This is a genomic window from Kitasatospora griseola (assembly GCF_014648555.1).
Taxonomy (GTDB): Bacteria; Actinomycetota; Actinomycetes; order Streptomycetales; family Streptomycetaceae; genus Kitasatospora; species Kitasatospora griseola.
The window spans coordinates 252,699-267,547 of the sequence record NZ_BMRI01000001.1 but is presented as its reverse complement, the minus strand read 5'-3'; the positions used below and the strand labels follow the sequence as shown (position 1 = coordinate 267,547).

General features: G+C 75.5%; 11 protein-coding genes. 2 read left to right on the top strand and 9 right to left on the bottom strand.

The window, feature by feature from the left end; translation table 11 throughout:
• Nucleotides 1-155: 155 nt before the first annotated feature.
• From IEZ12_RS01175 to IEZ12_RS01155, 5 genes are all read right to left on the bottom strand, one after another.
• On the bottom strand, nucleotides 156-1,133 hold the full coding sequence (locus tag IEZ12_RS01175; protein WP_189270336.1) for a DUF5336 domain-containing protein: 978 nt from the start codon (nucleotides 1,131-1,133) through the stop codon (nucleotides 156-158).
• Between the two features lie 202 nt (nucleotides 1,134-1,335).
• Nucleotides 1,336-2,322: an N-acetylmuramoyl-L-alanine amidase gene (locus IEZ12_RS01170; protein WP_189270335.1), complete on the bottom strand. Its 987-nt coding sequence runs from the start codon at nucleotides 2,320-2,322 to the stop codon at nucleotides 1,336-1,338.
• Between the two features lie 7 nt (nucleotides 2,323-2,329).
• Nucleotides 2,330-3,895: a hypothetical protein gene (locus tag IEZ12_RS01165; protein WP_189270334.1), complete on the bottom strand. Its 1,566-nt coding sequence runs from the start codon at nucleotides 3,893-3,895 to the stop codon at nucleotides 2,330-2,332.
• A 239-nt stretch (nucleotides 3,896-4,134) separates the two neighbouring features.
• Nucleotides 4,135-4,791, bottom strand: a complete 657-nt coding sequence (locus IEZ12_RS01160; RefSeq protein ID WP_189270333.1) for a class I SAM-dependent methyltransferase — start codon at nucleotides 4,789-4,791, stop codon at nucleotides 4,135-4,137.
• Nucleotides 4,792-4,887: 96 nt separating this feature from the next.
• Nucleotides 4,888-5,988: a M48 family metallopeptidase gene (locus tag IEZ12_RS01155; RefSeq protein WP_189270332.1), complete on the bottom strand. Its 1,101-nt coding sequence runs from the start codon at nucleotides 5,986-5,988 to the stop codon at nucleotides 4,888-4,890.
• Between the two features lie 358 nt (nucleotides 5,989-6,346).
• Between IEZ12_RS01155 and IEZ12_RS01150 the strand changes: the two genes are divergently transcribed.
• On the top strand, nucleotides 6,347-7,426 hold the full coding sequence (locus IEZ12_RS01150) for an alcohol dehydrogenase catalytic domain-containing protein (protein ID WP_189270331.1): 1,080 nt from the start codon (nucleotides 6,347-6,349) through the stop codon (nucleotides 7,424-7,426).
• 156 nt (nucleotides 7,427-7,582) lie between these two features.
• On the opposite strand, the gene IEZ12_RS01145 is transcribed toward IEZ12_RS01150, so the two are convergent.
• The 4 genes from IEZ12_RS01145 to lanL all read right to left on the bottom strand — a co-directional run bounded on the left by IEZ12_RS01145 (nucleotide 7,583) and on the right by lanL (nucleotide 13,865).
• Nucleotides 7,583-7,732 carry a hypothetical protein gene (locus IEZ12_RS01145; protein WP_157815501.1) on the bottom strand — a complete coding sequence of 50 codons (150 nt, stop codon included), beginning with the start codon at nucleotides 7,730-7,732 and terminating at the stop codon, nucleotides 7,583-7,585.
• Between the two features lie 733 nt (nucleotides 7,733-8,465).
• Nucleotides 8,466-8,609, bottom strand: coding sequence for a VenA family class IV lanthipeptide (locus tag IEZ12_RS01140; protein ID WP_157815502.1), 144 nt, complete (start codon nucleotides 8,607-8,609; stop codon nucleotides 8,466-8,468).
• Between the two features lie 179 nt (nucleotides 8,610-8,788).
• A complete protein-coding gene (locus tag IEZ12_RS01135) occupies nucleotides 8,789-10,687 on the bottom strand; it encodes an alpha/beta fold hydrolase (protein ID WP_189270330.1) in 1,899 nt (632 codons plus the stop codon).
• A 370-nt stretch (nucleotides 10,688-11,057) separates the two neighbouring features.
• Nucleotides 11,058-13,865 (bottom strand): class IV lanthionine synthetase LanL, encoded by a 2,808-nt coding sequence (lanL, locus tag IEZ12_RS01130; protein WP_189270329.1) that lies wholly within the window; start codon nucleotides 13,863-13,865, stop codon nucleotides 11,058-11,060.
• 430 nt (nucleotides 13,866-14,295) lie between these two features.
• On the opposite strand from lanL, the gene IEZ12_RS37500 reads away from it, so the two are divergent.
• Nucleotides 14,296-14,849 (top strand): Nif3-like dinuclear metal center hexameric protein (locus IEZ12_RS37500; RefSeq protein WP_229847129.1); only part of this gene is annotated, 554 nt, incomplete at its 3' end.

Below are 14,849 nucleotides of genomic sequence, written 5' to 3'. Positions count from 1 at the left end.
CCTGCCGGCCGGGCTGGTCGTCGGCGACTGCTGCTGAGCCCGGAGCAAACCGAAAGGTCCGCCCGAGGAGGGGAGTTCCCTCCTCGGGCGGACCTTTTGGTGCGAGCGGGGTCGCTCGCGCGGTTCCCCGCGCCCCCGGGGCGCGGGTCGCACGGTCAGCCGCGCTGGATGCCCGTGGTGTCGTTCAGGACGCCGTGGGTGCCGTCGGGCAGCTGGGCGACGAGCGCGGCGCCGCGCTGGTCGACCGCCAGGTACCAGGTGCCGGGGACCAGTTCGCCGACCGGCGGGCCCATCGGGTTGTCCTTGTGGGCCAGCTGACGGACCGCCGGGACGGCGAACCAGAACGGGGCGAACGGGGCGGCGGCCTGCGGCGGGACCTGGTCCTGAATGGCCGGCTGAACGGCCGTGGGCTGCTGCGCGACCGGCTGCGGGGCCGGGGCGGCCGCCGCCTGCGCGGGCGCCGGGTAGCCGTACCCGCCGGCCGGCTGGCCGCCGAACTGCTGGGCGGGCGCGGGCTGGTCGGCGTGCGGCTGCGACTGGCCGGGGAACGGCTGCGGCTGCTGCTGCGCGCCCGGGTAGCCGTACGCGCCGGGCTGACCGGGCTGGCCGGGCTGACCGGGGGCGCCGGGCTGGCCGCCGTACGGCGGGAACGGCTGCGGGACGGTCTGCGCCGCCGGGGTGCCGGAGACCAGCGGGCCCTGCAGGGCCGGGACCAGCGGACCGGCGATCACCGCGCCCGCCAGCACCAGGGTGGCGAGCAGCGCCAGGTAGGCGCCCGCACCGTTGGACAGGCCCTTCTGGACGCCGAGCAGCGTCCACAGGCAGCCCCAGAACGAGACCACGGACAGCGCCGTGCCCCACTGGTCCAGCCGCAGGCCGACGACCTGCTTGGTGCCCCAGTTCTCCTTCTGGAGCCGGAACAGCAGGATCAGCGCCGCGCCGATCAGGCCGGTCAGGATGACCGAGGGCAGCACCGGGAACAGGTCCGAGGACCAGCCGTTCCGGGACAGGCTCGTCGGGCAGTACTTGCCGGAGCAGTCGACCGCCACGAAAGGCAGGAAGGACGAAATCAGGAGCAGTACCGCCGCACCGGCGACGGCGGCGTCTCCCCTGGTGAGAGCGCGCAGATTCACTGACGTTCCCCTCATTGGTGTAGTCGTGGTCGGCGGGCGGTGACCGAGCCCCCGTGGTACCGGAGCGGTACAACGGGGCAAAAGCCTAGGGCCAAGGCGACGCCGTGTGCACAGCGCCCTCCGGATCCGGTACGAACCGGACGGCCCGGCAGGGCGGCCCGCACGGGGCAGAACAGGTCTTGACGGTGGGTCTGCTGGTGAATCACCCCGTGAGGTAGCTGGTCAGGGCATCGGCGACGGCCTGCGCGGCGCGCTGGCGCCACTCCGGGTCGGACATCCGCCCGGCGTCGCCGGTGTTGCGCATGTTGCCACACTCGATGAACACCTTCGGGACCTTCGACAGGTTGAGTCCGCCCAGGTCGCTGCGGGTGTCCAGGCCCTGCTGGCCGATGTAGGTGGAAGTCGGCTCACCGGTCTGGGCCTTGAACGTGTCGCGCAGCAGCACGCCCAGCCGGTGCGACGGGTCGACGATCGCGGAGGTGTCGGCCGGGCCGGCCACCACCTTGGCGGGCATGATCACGTGGAAGCCGCTGCCGGAGGCCGGCGCGCCGTCCGCGTGGATCGACACTGCGGCGTCCGCCTTGGCCTCGTTGCCGATCCGGGCCCGCTCGTCGATGCACGGACCCCACGGCCGGTCACCGTCCTGGGTGAGCACCACGGTCGCGCCCCGGTCCTGGAGGATCTGCCGGGCCCGGTGCACCACGTCCAGGGTGTACTCGGCCTCCGAGTAGCCCGCGTTGGTCGAGGTGCCGGTGGTGTCGCACTCCTTGCGGCTGTTGCCGATGTCCACCTTCCGGTTGATGTCGGCGGTGTGCTTGGCGTTGCCGGTGTTGTGCCCCGGGTCGAGCAGCACCGTCCGCCCGGCCAGCGGGAGGTTCGCCGTGCCCGCGGCCGAGGCGGACGGCGACGGCGCGGGGGCGCCCGCGGACGGCGAGCCCTCCGGGGCGGCGGCGCCCGACGGGCCGTCCGCGTCCACCCGGTCGCCCTCCGCGTAGTGCGGCGAGACCGCCGGGTGCGAGGTGACGTCCCGGGTGCTGTTCGCGACCGCCTGCCAGCTCAGCCAGCCGATCAGACAGACCGGCAGCACCACGCTCGTCAGCTTCGCGGCCCGCCGCAGGCGGACCGCGCGCCGCTCCCGACCGGAGTGCGGGTCGGGCTCGGCGGGGGGCGGGGTGGTGCGGCCGGTCACGAGTTCCTCAGATCCTGTCCCAGGTGCGCGCCGTCAGACCGTAGGTGTCGGCGATCGGTTTCCACTTCGCCACGAAGTCCTTCTTGGACTGGGTGGCCTGCGGGTTGAGGTCGTTGGCCCGGCCCAGATCGGCGGTACTGGGCGCGGTGTTGTTGGCGCAACCCTGCGCGGAGACGGCGCGCGCCCACGCCGCGTACGCCCGGTCGATGTCCCCGGACGCCTGCCAGGCGTCCTTCAGCTTCGCCGCCGCGCCCGCCCCGCCCGGCAGGTTGTCGGTGTGCAACTGGGCCAGCTCGGCGAGCAGCTGGTCGCGCTGCTGGGCGCCCGCGTCGAACACCTTCGCGGCGTTGTCGATCTCCGTCTTCGGCGGGCAGCTGCGCACCTTCGCCACCGCGTTGCCGATCGGCGCCTTCGCGTTCTCGCCCTTCGTCAGCAGCGCGTCCAGCGCCTTCGCCTCGGCCGCGGCGTCCGGACCGGCCGAGGGCGCGCCCGACGCGGACGGCCCGGCGCTGCTCGGCGCGGAGGCCGCCGGCGAAGCGCCGCCGCCGCCCGGGACGCTCTGCGACTGGTCCGGCGCCGGGACGGAGCTGCCGCCCTTCGACTGGGACGACGTCCCGCTGTCGCTGTTCTGCACCGCCCACACCACGCCGACGCCGATCACCACCAGCAGCGCCACCGCCGCACCGATCAGCACCGGGGTGCGCCGCCGCCGCGGGTCGTCCTCGTAGTCGAACTCGGACTCCTGCCCGCCGTACCCGCCCGGGCCGTTCGGGAACTGCTGCCCGCCGAAGGTCTGCTGACCGCCGTACGAGGGCTGCGGGCCGCCGAACTGAGGCTGCCCGAACGGCTGTTGACCGTAGGGCTGCTGGTCGAACTGCTGTTGGCCGCCGAAGCTCTGGCCCTGCGGCTGGGGCGGGAACTGCTGCCCGCCGAACGTCTGCTGCGGACCGCCGAAGCCCGGCTGACCGCCCTGCGGGGGCGGCGGAGCGCCGAACGGCTGTTGACCGTAGGGCTGCTGGTCGAACTGCTGCTGGCCGCCGAAGCTCTGGCCCTGCGGCTGCTGGGCCGGGAACTGCTGCCCGCCGAACGTCTGCTGACCGCCGTACGAGGGCTGCGGGCCGGGCGGGGCGGCGGGCGGCTGCTGGGCCGCCGGGGGCTGCGGGGCGGCGGGCGGCTGTTGGGCGGTCGGGGGCGCGGGGGCCGGCTTCGGGGTGCGGGGCGGGGTCGCCGGACCGGTGGCCGCGGCGACGCGCGGCGCTTCGGGCTGCGGCGGCTGGGGGACGACGGGTGAAACAGGTGCGACGGGTGCGACCGGGGCGGCGGGGGTGACCGGCGCGACGGGTGCGACCGGGGGGACCGGCGCGACGGGTGCGACCGGGGGGACCGGCGCGACAGGGGTGACCGGGGCGGCGGGTGCGACCGGGCCGGCCGGGATCTTCGGGAGCGGGATCGCTGTGGTGGGCGGGCCCGCGGCCGCCGGGTCGTCCGCCACCGGTCGACGGACCCAGCCGCCCGCGCCGTTGTTCGCGGTCGGATCCCACACCGCTCGTGCGGCCCTGCCCTGCTCCGTCATGCCGTGTCCCTCGCCCCCGCCTATGACCCGCCGATGCCTGCCCGCCGTACCGACCGCGCCGCGCAGGCCGTCCGCCGCCCCGACACCGTACCGGCCGTCGGCGGGGCGGGTCACGGCGGTCCCGCAACGCGTCGCGGTGGGGACGACGCCGGAACCGCGGTGATCGTTCCCGGTCGCGGCCGGAAAATCGCGGCCCGGCCCGCCGGGGCCGATCCAACGGCCCGGGCGGTGCCGGGAGGTCAGGACGCGGCGCGGCGCAGCACCCGCAGCGAGCCCGCCACCGAGACCTCCTCGAAGCCCTCGTCCAGCGCCCGCAGGTACACCCGGTACGGCGCCTGGCCGCCGTCCGCCGGGTCGGGGAACACGTCGTGCACCACCAGCAGGCCGTCCTCGGCCAGGTGCGGGACCCAGCCCAGGTAGTCGCCGGTGGCGTGCTCGTCGGTGTGCCCGCCGTCGATGAACACCAGCGACAGCCGGCCCTGCCACACCGCCGCGATCTGCGGCGAACGACCCACCAGCGCCACCACGTGCGGCTCCAGGCCCGCGGCGTGCAGGGTGCGGCGGAAGCGCGGCAGGGTGTCCATCAGGCCGACCTCCGGGTCGACCAGCGTCGGGTCGTGGTACTCCCAGCCCGGCTGCTGCTCCTCCGACCCGCGGTGGTGGTCGACGGTGAGGGCGACCGTGCCGCTGCGACGGGCGGCGTCGGCCAGCAGGATCGCGGAGCGCCCGCAGTAGGTGCCGATCTCCAGCACCGGCAGCCCGGTGCGCCCGGCGGCCTCCAGCGCGGCAGCGTACAGCGCCAGGCCCTCGTCCTCGGGCATGAAGCCGGTGGCGGCGCGGAACGCGGCGAGCACCTGCGGCTCGGGCGTGGCCTCGGCGGTGGTGAGGTCGGTCATCGGGCGCTCCTGCCGGGCTGGTCGGGGACTGACCAGGACCCTACTGGATGGTAGGAACGCCCTCCGCCGCCGGACAGTCCCCTGCGGAGGCGCCCGTCAGACCAGGTCGACGGCGAGCCGTTCGCGGCGCCCGGCGAGCTCGGCCTCGATCAGGGCGGCCCGGCCGGAGTCCAGCACCACCGGGTGCCGGTGCTGCTCGGGCGGGGCGGCGGTGAGCATCCGCAGCCGCAGGTGGGTCGGCGGGTGCGAGCTGTCGACGGCGTCGCCCTGCCGGGCCGCCGACCGCAGGCGGCGCTCGGTCTCCAGCGGCGGGACGGTCCGGACGGCCTCGGCCAGCGACTGCCACAGGTCGGGGCCGGCGGGCCGGCCGCCGGACCGCCCCCGAGGGAGGGTGCGCTGACGGTGCAGCACCGTCTCGAAGGTCGGCCAGTGCAGCGACGCGGTCAGGGCGTCGCGGGTGTCGGCGACCGAGGTCAGCCGGACGGCCAGCAGGTCGGCCCGGTACTCGGCGGCCTGCCCGGCGCGCAGCCACAGCCGGTTCATCAGCAGCACCAGCCCGTACACCGCCCGGTTGAGCACCCACAGGACCCGGTTCGCCACCGCGTCGGCGATCATCATCATCAGTCCGGTCGGGCCCTCCTGGGCCCGGCTCCGGTCCGGCACGGTCAGCCGGTACCACTCGACCAGGGCGTTCAGTGCCGACCCGTTCCACAGGCCGCGCCGGTTGTCGCCGTTGACGCAGCGTCCGATCTCGTGAGCGAGCACCGCGACCCGCTGCTGCGGCGCGAGCACCGTCCACAGCGGCAGGCCGATCGTCAACTGCCGGTGACGGCGCAGCCCGCGCACACCGAACGAGGCGTTCCACTCCGCGTCGACCACGATCGAGTCGACCTTCGGCGCGCCCAACTCCTCGGAGATCCGGTCGACCAGCCCGTACAGGGTCGGTGCGGCGGCGCGGTCCAGCGCCCCGTCGCGGGTCGGGCGGCCCAACCGGGGGCGCAGTTGGAAGGCGATGCCCAGTGCGATCACCCCGAGGATCCGGCCCGGCCAGCCCGGCAGCAGCAGTCCGAGGACCAGACCGAGCCCGAGCAGCAGCACCGTCAGCGAGACCAGGTGCACCACCCCGGCCAGCGCGAACGCGGCTGCTGCCGAACTGTCCCGCAGACCCGAGCCGTCCTCGGACACCAGCGTGAACACCTGCTCGGAACGCTCCCTGACGTCCCGTCGGGCCGCCTCCTCGCGGCGCTCGGCCCGTTCTTCCTTGCGCTGCTGACGCGGCGTTCGATCCGCGGGGGCCGATTTGGGCGGCAGCAGGTTCCATTCGCAGCTCGGGCACCAGGTGGGGAAGCGCTCGTTGACGGCGAGTGCGGACCGGCACTCGGGGCAGCGTTCGGCAGGTCTGGCGGAGGGACTCCCACCGGGTGCGGCGGGAGCGGGTGGTGTGCGGACTGCCGTCCGGCGGGGGCGATGCGCTATACAGGGCCCGCAGTGGAACGTGTTCCACCCCCCTCACCCTCCACCCGGCCCTCGGTGGCCCGCACCCCGGGAGCAGCCCGTGCGCGCAGCGATCCTGCACAAGACCGGACAGGACACCCTGGACGTCCGTGACGACGTGGAAGCGGTCGGCTTCGGGCCCGGCCGGGTCCGGGTCCGGATGCACGCCGCCAGCCTCTGCCACTCCGACCTGTCCGCGATGACCGGCGTCCTGCCGCAGCCCGCGCCGTTCGTGCCCGGCCACGAGGGCGCCGGCGAGGTGGTCGAGGTCGGCGAGGGAGTCACCGGCCTCGCGCCCGGCGACCGGGTGGTGCTGTGCTGGATGCCGCCCTGCGGCGACTGCCACGCCTGCCGGCACGGCCGGACCCATCTGTGCGTGGCCTCGCTGCGCCGGCTGTCCACCCCGACGTTCCGGATCGGCGGCGACACCGACGCGTACGGCTTCTACAGCACCGGCGCGTTCGCCGAGGAACTGGTGGTCCCCGCCGACGCCCTGCTGCCGGTCCCCGCCGACCTGCCGTACGAGCTCGCCGCGCTGATCGGCTGCGGCGTCACCACCGGGCTCGGAGCCGCCGTCAACACCGCGCAGGTGGAACCCGGTTCGACCGTCGCCGTGATCGGCGCGGGCGGCGTCGGCATCGCCGCCGTCCAGGGCGCCCGGATCTGCGGCGCCGCCCGGATCACCGTGGTCGACCCGGTGGCCTCCCGGCGCGAGCGGGCGATCGGCTTCGGCGCCACCGAGGCGATCGCCCCCGAGGAGCTCAAGTCCGCCGCCCGCGGCGTTCCCGGCGGCGGCTTCGACTACGTCTTCGAGGCGGTCGGCCGCTCCGAGACCGTCCGAGCCGGCTACGACGCCGCCCGGCGCGGCGGCGCGGTGGTGGTGATCGGCGCAGGCGCGGCCGACGACCGGGTCTCCTTCAGCCTGGGCGAACTCTTCTTCAACGAGAAGCGCCTGCTGCCGTCCATGTACGGCGGCGGCGACGTCCGCCGCACCGCGGACCGGGCCGTCGACCTGTGGCGGGCCGGCCGACTGGACCTGGCCGGAATGATCACCCACCGGCTGCCGCTCGCCGAGGTCAACGAGGCGATCCGGCAGATGCGCAGCGGCGAGGCGCTGCGCACGGTGCTCACGGTCGACTGAGCCGGGCGTTCGCCGCGGCGCCGCTCGGCCGGGTTGCGCCGGGCCGCGGGCCGGACGGCCGACGCCCCCGGGCCCGTCAGGACGGTGACGGGACCGGGGGCGTCGGCGGTGCGAGGTGGTCGTGCGGCGGGCCGGGGGCCCGCGGCGGCCGGAACGTCAGCGGCGGTGGCGGCCGTGCGGGTCCGCGTCCGCGCTGTCGTCGCTGGCAGTGGTACCACGGTGCCGGCCGTGAGCCAGGCCGTCGGCGGCCTCGTCGGCGCCGGGCGCGCGGTGGTCGTGCGTGGTGTCGTCGATGGACTCGGACATCTGGTCAGTCTTCTCCGTGCGAATGGGCGGTCTCTGCGGAAAGTGCACCGGTACGCCTCGGCGCGCCGGTGTGTCCGGGAGCCGGACAGCAGGAAGCAGGCCGTCCTCGTGGTCGGCCCGCGCGGGGGCCACGATAACGGCCGAATCGGATCGGAGCCTACCCAAACCGCTGCGCGTCGCGCCCGGGACCCGCACCGCCCGCGGCTGCCACTCCCACGAGGCCTCACCCGGGAGCGGGTGACAGCAGCTCGACCAGCCTCGCGGGACGCCTGTGCAACGGGCTCTCGGGAGCCTTCCCCCTGCTGCCCCGCACGAGGGTGGCCGGGACGATTGGCCGAGCCCGCGTGACCGACGGCTACGACGAGGACCGAACCTTCCTGCACCTGCGGCGACTTGGCACCGAGACCTGCGCCGAACGTCGAACCGTCGCTCGTGCACCCCCTCGAAACGGCTCGCGCCGGACCTGCTGCCCGAGGTCGGTGTCGACTCGGCCGCGCCGAGCACCGACCGGGCAGCAGGTCCGGCGATGGGCCTGCCTGCGTCGCGACGTCCGGGGCTGCGCCCGCCACCTCGGGCGGGGCCGGTGCGATCGCGGCCTCCAGTGGTTCCGACACCGTGAGCGCGACCGACCGGCCTCACGCCCGGTCAACTCCCGGTGGGCGCAAGGTGACCCGGACGGTGCGGGCCGTGTCCGCCCCCGCGAGGGGACGGGCACGGCCCGGGTGTCCCGACGTCAGCTGATGGTGAAGATCAGGCAGGTCAGGACCAGACAGGTGAACTGGCACCCGGCGCCGTGGCCGCCCAGCTCGACCGACTCCAGCTCCGGCAGCTCCTGCAGGGCCGCGAGGTCGGTCTCGAACGCGGTCATGTTCTCCATGATGTTTCCTCCCCTATGGGTTCCGTCGGGCACGGACGTGTCCGACGGCTGCGACGGAAAGCGTTTTCCCGTTGCAGGTCAGGCCCCGCCGGACGCGCTCCTGGCCGCAGCCGGGCAGGCCGGCGGGCCCCCGCGCGCGGCGGGAAGTCTGGTGACGAAGCGTCAGGATCCGGGACGGGTCAGGCGGGTCTGCCGGTGCGCAGGAAGCCCGCCAGCAGCTCGTGCAGCACGGCCGCGCCCTCCTCGGCGAGCAGCTCGTGCCCCGCGCCCGCCGCCTCCACGTAACGGAAGTCGGCGCCCTCGGTCCGGCCGAGGCGCAGCAACTCATGTCGCAGCGACCGGGACTGACCGACCGGCACCACCTCGTCCCGGTCGCCGTGCACCACCAGCAGCGGGGTGCGCAGCCGGTCCGCGAGGTGCAGGACGTCGCGCGGGCCCCGGGCGTCGTCGATCGGACGGTCGCCGCCGAGCCGGGCGGTCAGCGCCCGCACCGGGGCCGAGGCCTCCGCCAGCAGCCGGCCGCCCGACAGGAACGGCGCCACCACCGCGCACCGCGACACCGTCCCGGCCGGGGCGTGCGCGGTGGCCAGCAGCGCCAGGAACGCGCCGTAGCTGACGCCGAACAGGGCCGGCGGCTCCAGGCCGAGCGCGGCCCGCCGCCCCGCCACGCTCGCCAGCAGCGCCAGGACGTCGTCCAGGTCGGGGCCGCCCCACGCGCCGCGGATCGCCATCGCGAACTCCGTGCCGTAGCCCGTCGAACCGCGCTGGTTCGGGGCGAGAACGGCCAGGCCCTGCGCCGCCATCCGCTGCAGCGCCGGGTCGAACTCCAGCCGCCAGACGTCCGCCGGCCCGCCGTGCAGCGCCAGCACCAGGTGCGGGGCGGACAGCCACTGCTCGCCGCCGTACACCACCGCCTCGACCGGACCGGCCGGACCCGCCAGCCGAACGCACCGCGCCGGCCGCCACCGGCCGCCGTCCCCGGGTGTCGCCGAACCGTCCAGCCGCCAGCCGGCCGGCGGGGCGGCGTCGGGCGGAGCGACCTGACCGGCAGTCAGCAGCGCGTCCACGTCCAGGGTGGCGAGAGCGGCCGGACGGTCCGGCGCCGAGTACGGCATCCGCAGACCCGCCGGCGACCAGTGCCCGATCGCACCGAGCCGCCCCGGCGGCACCGGCAGCGGATCGAGCCGCCCGCTGCCCGGCTGCCACAGCACCAGCGAGGACGCCGCTCCGTGATCCACCTGGAGCACCACCCGGGGCTCCGTGCCGGGCCCGTCCGGCGCGAGTGCGATCGGCCGGAGCAGGCGGCCCGGCTGGTGCAGGCAGTCGGGGAAACGCACCGGCTCGGCGCCGCCGATCAGCGCCCAGCCCAGCCGGTCCACGCCCGGCGCGTCGCTGCGTAGCATCCCGAAGCCCGTCGCCGGATCGAACAGCACCAGCCGGTCGTTGCTGCTCGTGCCCAGCTCCAACAGGGGGGTGGCGACGCCGAGTCGGAGATCCAGCACGACGGTCTTCACCATGCCGTCGGCCACCCGGTCCAGCGCCAGCAGGCGTCCGGCCTCGTCCAGCCACACTCCGCCGCCGTACAGCCCGGGCAGCTCGGCCGCCACGCGCGGCGCGGAGCCGTCCGCGGCCAGCAGCCACACCGTGGTCACCGGCCGGGTGTCGGTCCCGAGCAGCACCGCGATCGGCGCGTCCGCCGCCGTCCCGGCAGGCCCGGGCATCGCCAGCATCCGCAGCCCGGGCAACCGCATTCCCGCAAGCGGGAGTTCGACGGCCGGCCGCCCCGGCCCGCCGTCCGAGAGCACCACCACCGCGTGCCGATCGCCGTCGTGCCGACACACCACCACCCGCCCGTCCGGCAGCGCGACCAACTGCGACCGCAGACTCTCCGCCCGCCCCTCCGCCGACGCCAGCGGCCCCGGCGTCGCCACCCCCTGCTCCGGCAGCCGCCAACTCTCCACGTACCAGCCGCCGTCGGCCCCGGCCGCCAGGCACGCGGCGTGCGAGCCGTCACCGGCGAAGGTGAAACTCAACCGCCGCAACGCCTGCGACGCGGTGCGTACAGTCGCGGTGCTCATCGGGGTCCTCCAGTGGAGCGGTGGGGCAAGGGCGGTGCAGGGAGCGAAAGTTGACGGGCGGGCCGCTGCGGGGTGTGCGCGTTCGCTCCGCTCCGCGACAGGTGGCGTGCGAGGGCAGGAACTCGGCGCGGCCCCTGGCCGGCAGGAGCAAGCGGCCGTGCGGTGTGCGCGTTCGCTCCGCCCCGCGACGATGCGGAGACCGGCGGGCGAAGTGGCCGAGTCGACGGGTGTGGCAGGCTCACGTCGGCAGGCGCGGGCAGCCGTGTGGTGCGGGCGGTGGCGTCACCCCCCAGTGGCGCGACAACCGGCTGCCGGGGCCTGCGAATTGATGCCGGCGCCGGGCTCCTGCCGGCGGACGCGTTCGTGGTGCTCATCGGCGCCCTCCGGTCGACCCAGCGCTCAACTGACCTGCCAGTGGGCCACGTCGGTATCCCTGCGAAGCGGCCTCGCGGTACGGCTCCGGGTCGGACCACAGGCGCGGCCCCTGGTGGTGGAGGCGCAGGAGAAAGGCGAGGGGGCCGGAGGTGCCGGTGCCGTGGGCGGGGGTGCTGGTGGCGCCGGTCTCGTCGGGGAGGAGCAGGAGGCCGTCGCGGAGGGTGGCGCGGTCGGCGAGCAGTCGGGCGATCTCCCGGGCGCCGTGGCGGAAGCGGCTCTCGCCGGTGGCCCGGGCCAGGTCGAGCAGGAACTCGCCGTTGCCGGCCAGCCCGTGGCACGCGGAGGTCCCGCTGTGCCAGCGAGCATTCAGGACGGCCCGGCCGGCGGCGCGGGCCAGGTGGTGGGCCCGGTCGTCGCCGGTGGCCTGCCAGTGGCGGATCAGGAAGCTGCCGACTCCGGAGGAGCCGCTGCACCAGTGCGCCAGCCGGACGTGCGCCGGGTCGCCGTGGCTCTGCGGCCACCATGCGGCGTCGCCGTCCCACCGGGCGGTCGCGGCCAGGGTCTGCGCCGCCAGGCCCGCCCCGGCCGTCAACTCGTCGGCGGCATCGGGCAGTTCGGCGGCGCGCAGGCGTTCCGCGCAGGCCAGCAGGAAGGCTCCCACTCCGGCCACCCCGTGGGCGTGACCGAGGTGGACCGCTCCGGCGAGTGCCGAGTCGAAGTCGGCGGGCACCGGCCAGACCGTTCCGTACGGTTCGGTGCGGGCGGCGGCCAGCAGGGTGCGGGCGCAGTGCGCGGCGCGGTCGAGGAACCGGTGTGCTCCGGTGGCGCGGTGGGCGCGCAGCTGGAGGAGGCCGGCTCCGGCGGCGCCGTGGCAGACGTCCGGGTTGGGCCAGGCCAGAGGGACGTCGAGCGCCATTGCGGCGGCCCGTTCGGCGAGGCCGGGGTCGTCGAGGGCGTCGGCGGCGTCGAACAGGGCCCAGGCGGTGCCGGAGCGGCCGAAGTGCAGGCCGGGCAGCACCACGGGTTCGGCGGCGCAGCGTCGTTCGATCCAGTCGGCGGCCGATGCGGCGGTGGCCCGGGCCTGTTCGCGGACGGGTTCGGGCAGCGGGGCGAGGCTCGCCCGGGCCAGGACGGCGAGGACGCCGGCGGCGCCGTGCTGCACGTTGCACGGGTCGGTGAGCTGCCCGCTCGGGACGGTCGGCCACAGGCGGTCGGGGCGCTGCGGGGTGGCGGTGGACGCCAGGTGGCGCAGCCCGTCGTGCAGCAGCCGGTCCAGTGGGGGAGACGTCCGCGGGCCGGGGGCCTGCGGGGCGGGTCCGGCGAGTTCGTGCCGGACCCGGGCGAGGCTCCACCGCCGGTCGGCGTGTTCCGCGCGCAGCCCGAGCACCAGCGGGGCCAGTCGGCGGGCGGTGAGGCCCGCGCGGGCGGCCGACGCCAGCCAGTGGTCCAGGGGCCCGTCGCCGGGCAGCAGCGGGTCGTGGCCGGTGGCGAGCAGGAAGAAGAGGCCGCCGAGTGCGTACAGGTCGGCGCCGGGGTCGGCCCGGTGGGTGCGGTGCGGGCCGGAGTTCTCGGGGGCTCGGTACCCGGGGGTGCCGGCGGTGCCGGCCAGGGTTCCGGCGGGGACGGCGAGTTCGAGGTCGACCAGGCGGACGGCGCCGTCCGGCCGGACCAGCACGTTGCCGGGGGAGAGGTCGCGCAGCACCAGTCCGCGCCGGTGGACGTGCTCCACCAGGTCGAGCAGGGCCGACGCCGGCGGACCGGCCTCGGCCCACGGCACGCCGGAGGTGCCGTCGCGCCGCAGCCGGGCGGCGACCCAGCTGCCCAGTGCCTGGCCGGGGATGCGTTCCTGGACCAGGAAGAGCGAGTCCTGCTGTTCGACGAGGGCGTGCACCCGCGGGGTCAGCCCGCTGTCGGCCAGCAGGTCGAGCAGCTCGGCCTCGTGCCGCAGCGCCTGCCGGGCGTCGGTGCCGGCCCGGTCGACCTCGATGTGGGCGCGGGCCTGTTTGACCACCACCTCGGCGCCGGTGGCCGGGTCGGCGCCCAGGAACACCCCGCCCTTGGCGCTGTGCCGCAGCGCGGCGGTGAGCGCCCAGCGGCCGTCCAGCAGCACGCCGGCCCGCCGCCCGTTCGCACCCGTGCCCGTGGTCGACCCCGCCCCCTCGACGGGGTCGACCACCCACGGCGGGCAGCGGTAGGAAGCGGTGCGGACGTCCTCGACCGACTCGCCGGCCGGGCCGCGCAGCATCGAGCGGTACGCGCCGTCGTTGCCCAGCACCGCGCGGCCGGTGAAGACGCCGTAGCGGTAGTGCACCGAGCTGCCCGGGCGGTACGGGCGGTCGGAGAGAATCGCCGGTCCGGGCATTCCCGCGGTGGCCAGGTGGAGTTTCTCGGCGAGCCGTCGGAATTGTTCCTCGTCGCCCGGATAGACGGTGAGGAATTTCCCGGCCGAAGCGCGGTCGCTGTTGCGGGAATTGATTTCGCGCAGGCGCTCCCGGTCCGCGGCGAACTTGAACGTGCACGGGTCCTCGGCGATCACCGCGGCGACCGCGGCCAGCACCTCGACCGCGACCGGGGAGGCTGCGGCGACGTGCAGCTTCCACCCCTGCTCGGGGAGTTCACGGCCGGGCGGCCGCACCGTGCACCAGAAGCCCTCGACCACGACCGTCCAGTCGTCGTCGCCTCCCCGAGCCCTGCTGCCGGTCACGGCCGCCCGCGCCACCTCCGCCAACGCGCCGTCCGCGCCCGGCTCGTCGTCGACCGGTACCGGCCCCCCTGTCCTGCGCAGCGGTGTGCCCGTCCCCATCTGCTTCACACCCCTTCGCGGTGGACTCGACCCGTCACGGTCTGCGGAAGTCACGAGAGGCTCGCCCGCGCCGGCCGAATTCCTTCGGGAATTCCGGCCGGTCACCCTTTTTTCGACCCCCCGGTCGAGGCAACTCTCGTTCGCAGGACTGAAGTTACTTTCGGGGCGGGGGTGACTCAACACTGGCCGAGTCACTTCACTCGTAAGGGTGATCAAATTTCGTTTTCGAATACGTTCGCCCCGGAGCGTGTGGGCAGGGCCCCATGCGCGCCCACCGGCCGGTCCGCCGTCCGTCGGCCTCCGGGAACGCCGTTCGAGCCCCGACCGGCCGCCCGACATCGCGTTGACGCGCAGGTGTGCGGGCCGTCCGCAGCGCGGGTGGTGGACGGGCCCGGCCGGGCGGGGCCGTGGCACGCGGTAGTCTCGACAGGTGCCGAAACTGTCCGACGTCATCGCCGTGCTCGAAGAGATCTACCCGCCGCAGTGGGCGGAGTCCTGGGACGCGGTGGGCCTGGTCTGCGGCGATCCCGAGGCCGAAGTGGGCCGGGTGATGTTCGCCGTCGACCCGGTGCAGACCGTGGTGGACGAGGCCGTCGAGTGGGGCGCCGACCTGCTGGTCACCCACCACCCGCTCTACCTGCGCGGCACCACCACGGTCGCCGCGACCGGCTTCAAGGGCCGGGTGGTGCACACCCTGATCAAGCACGACATCGCGCTGCACGTCGCGCACACCAACGCCGACCACGCCGACCCGGGCGTTTCGGACGCGCTCGCCGAGGCCGTCGGACTGAAGGTCACCGGCCCGCTGGTGGCCGACCCGACCGACCCGGCGGGCCGCCGCGGCAGCGGCCGGATCGGCGAACTCCCGCAGCCGATGACGCTGAGCGCGTTCGCCGCCCAGGTCGCCGCCGGACTCCCCGCCACCGCGGCGGGCGTCCGGGCCGCTGGCGACCCGGAGCGGCAGGTGCGCCGGGTCGCGGTCTG

Bases quoted from the DNA above. Each gene is read 5' to 3' on its own strand.
- IEZ12_RS01160 (WP_189270333.1), bottom strand. From the start codon at position 4,791: ATGACCGACCTCACCACCGCCGAGGCCACGCCCGAGCCGCAGGTGCTC.
- IEZ12_RS01145 (WP_157815501.1), bottom strand. From the start codon at position 7,732: ATGTCCGAGTCCATCGACGACACCACGCACGACCACCGCGCGCCCGGC.
- IEZ12_RS01135 (WP_189270330.1), bottom strand. From the start codon at position 10,687: ATGAGCACCGCGACTGTACGCACCGCGTCGCAGGCGTTGCGGCGGTTG.
- IEZ12_RS01140 (WP_157815502.1), bottom strand. From the start codon at position 8,609: ATGGAGAACATGACCGCGTTCGAGACCGACCTCGCGGCCCTGCAGGAG.
- IEZ12_RS01165 (WP_189270334.1), bottom strand. From the start codon at position 3,895: ATGACGGAGCAGGGCAGGGCCGCACGAGCGGTGTGGGATCCGACCGCG.
- lanL (WP_189270329.1), bottom strand. From the start codon at position 13,865: ATGGGGACGGGCACACCGCTGCGCAGGACAGGGGGGCCGGTACCGGTC.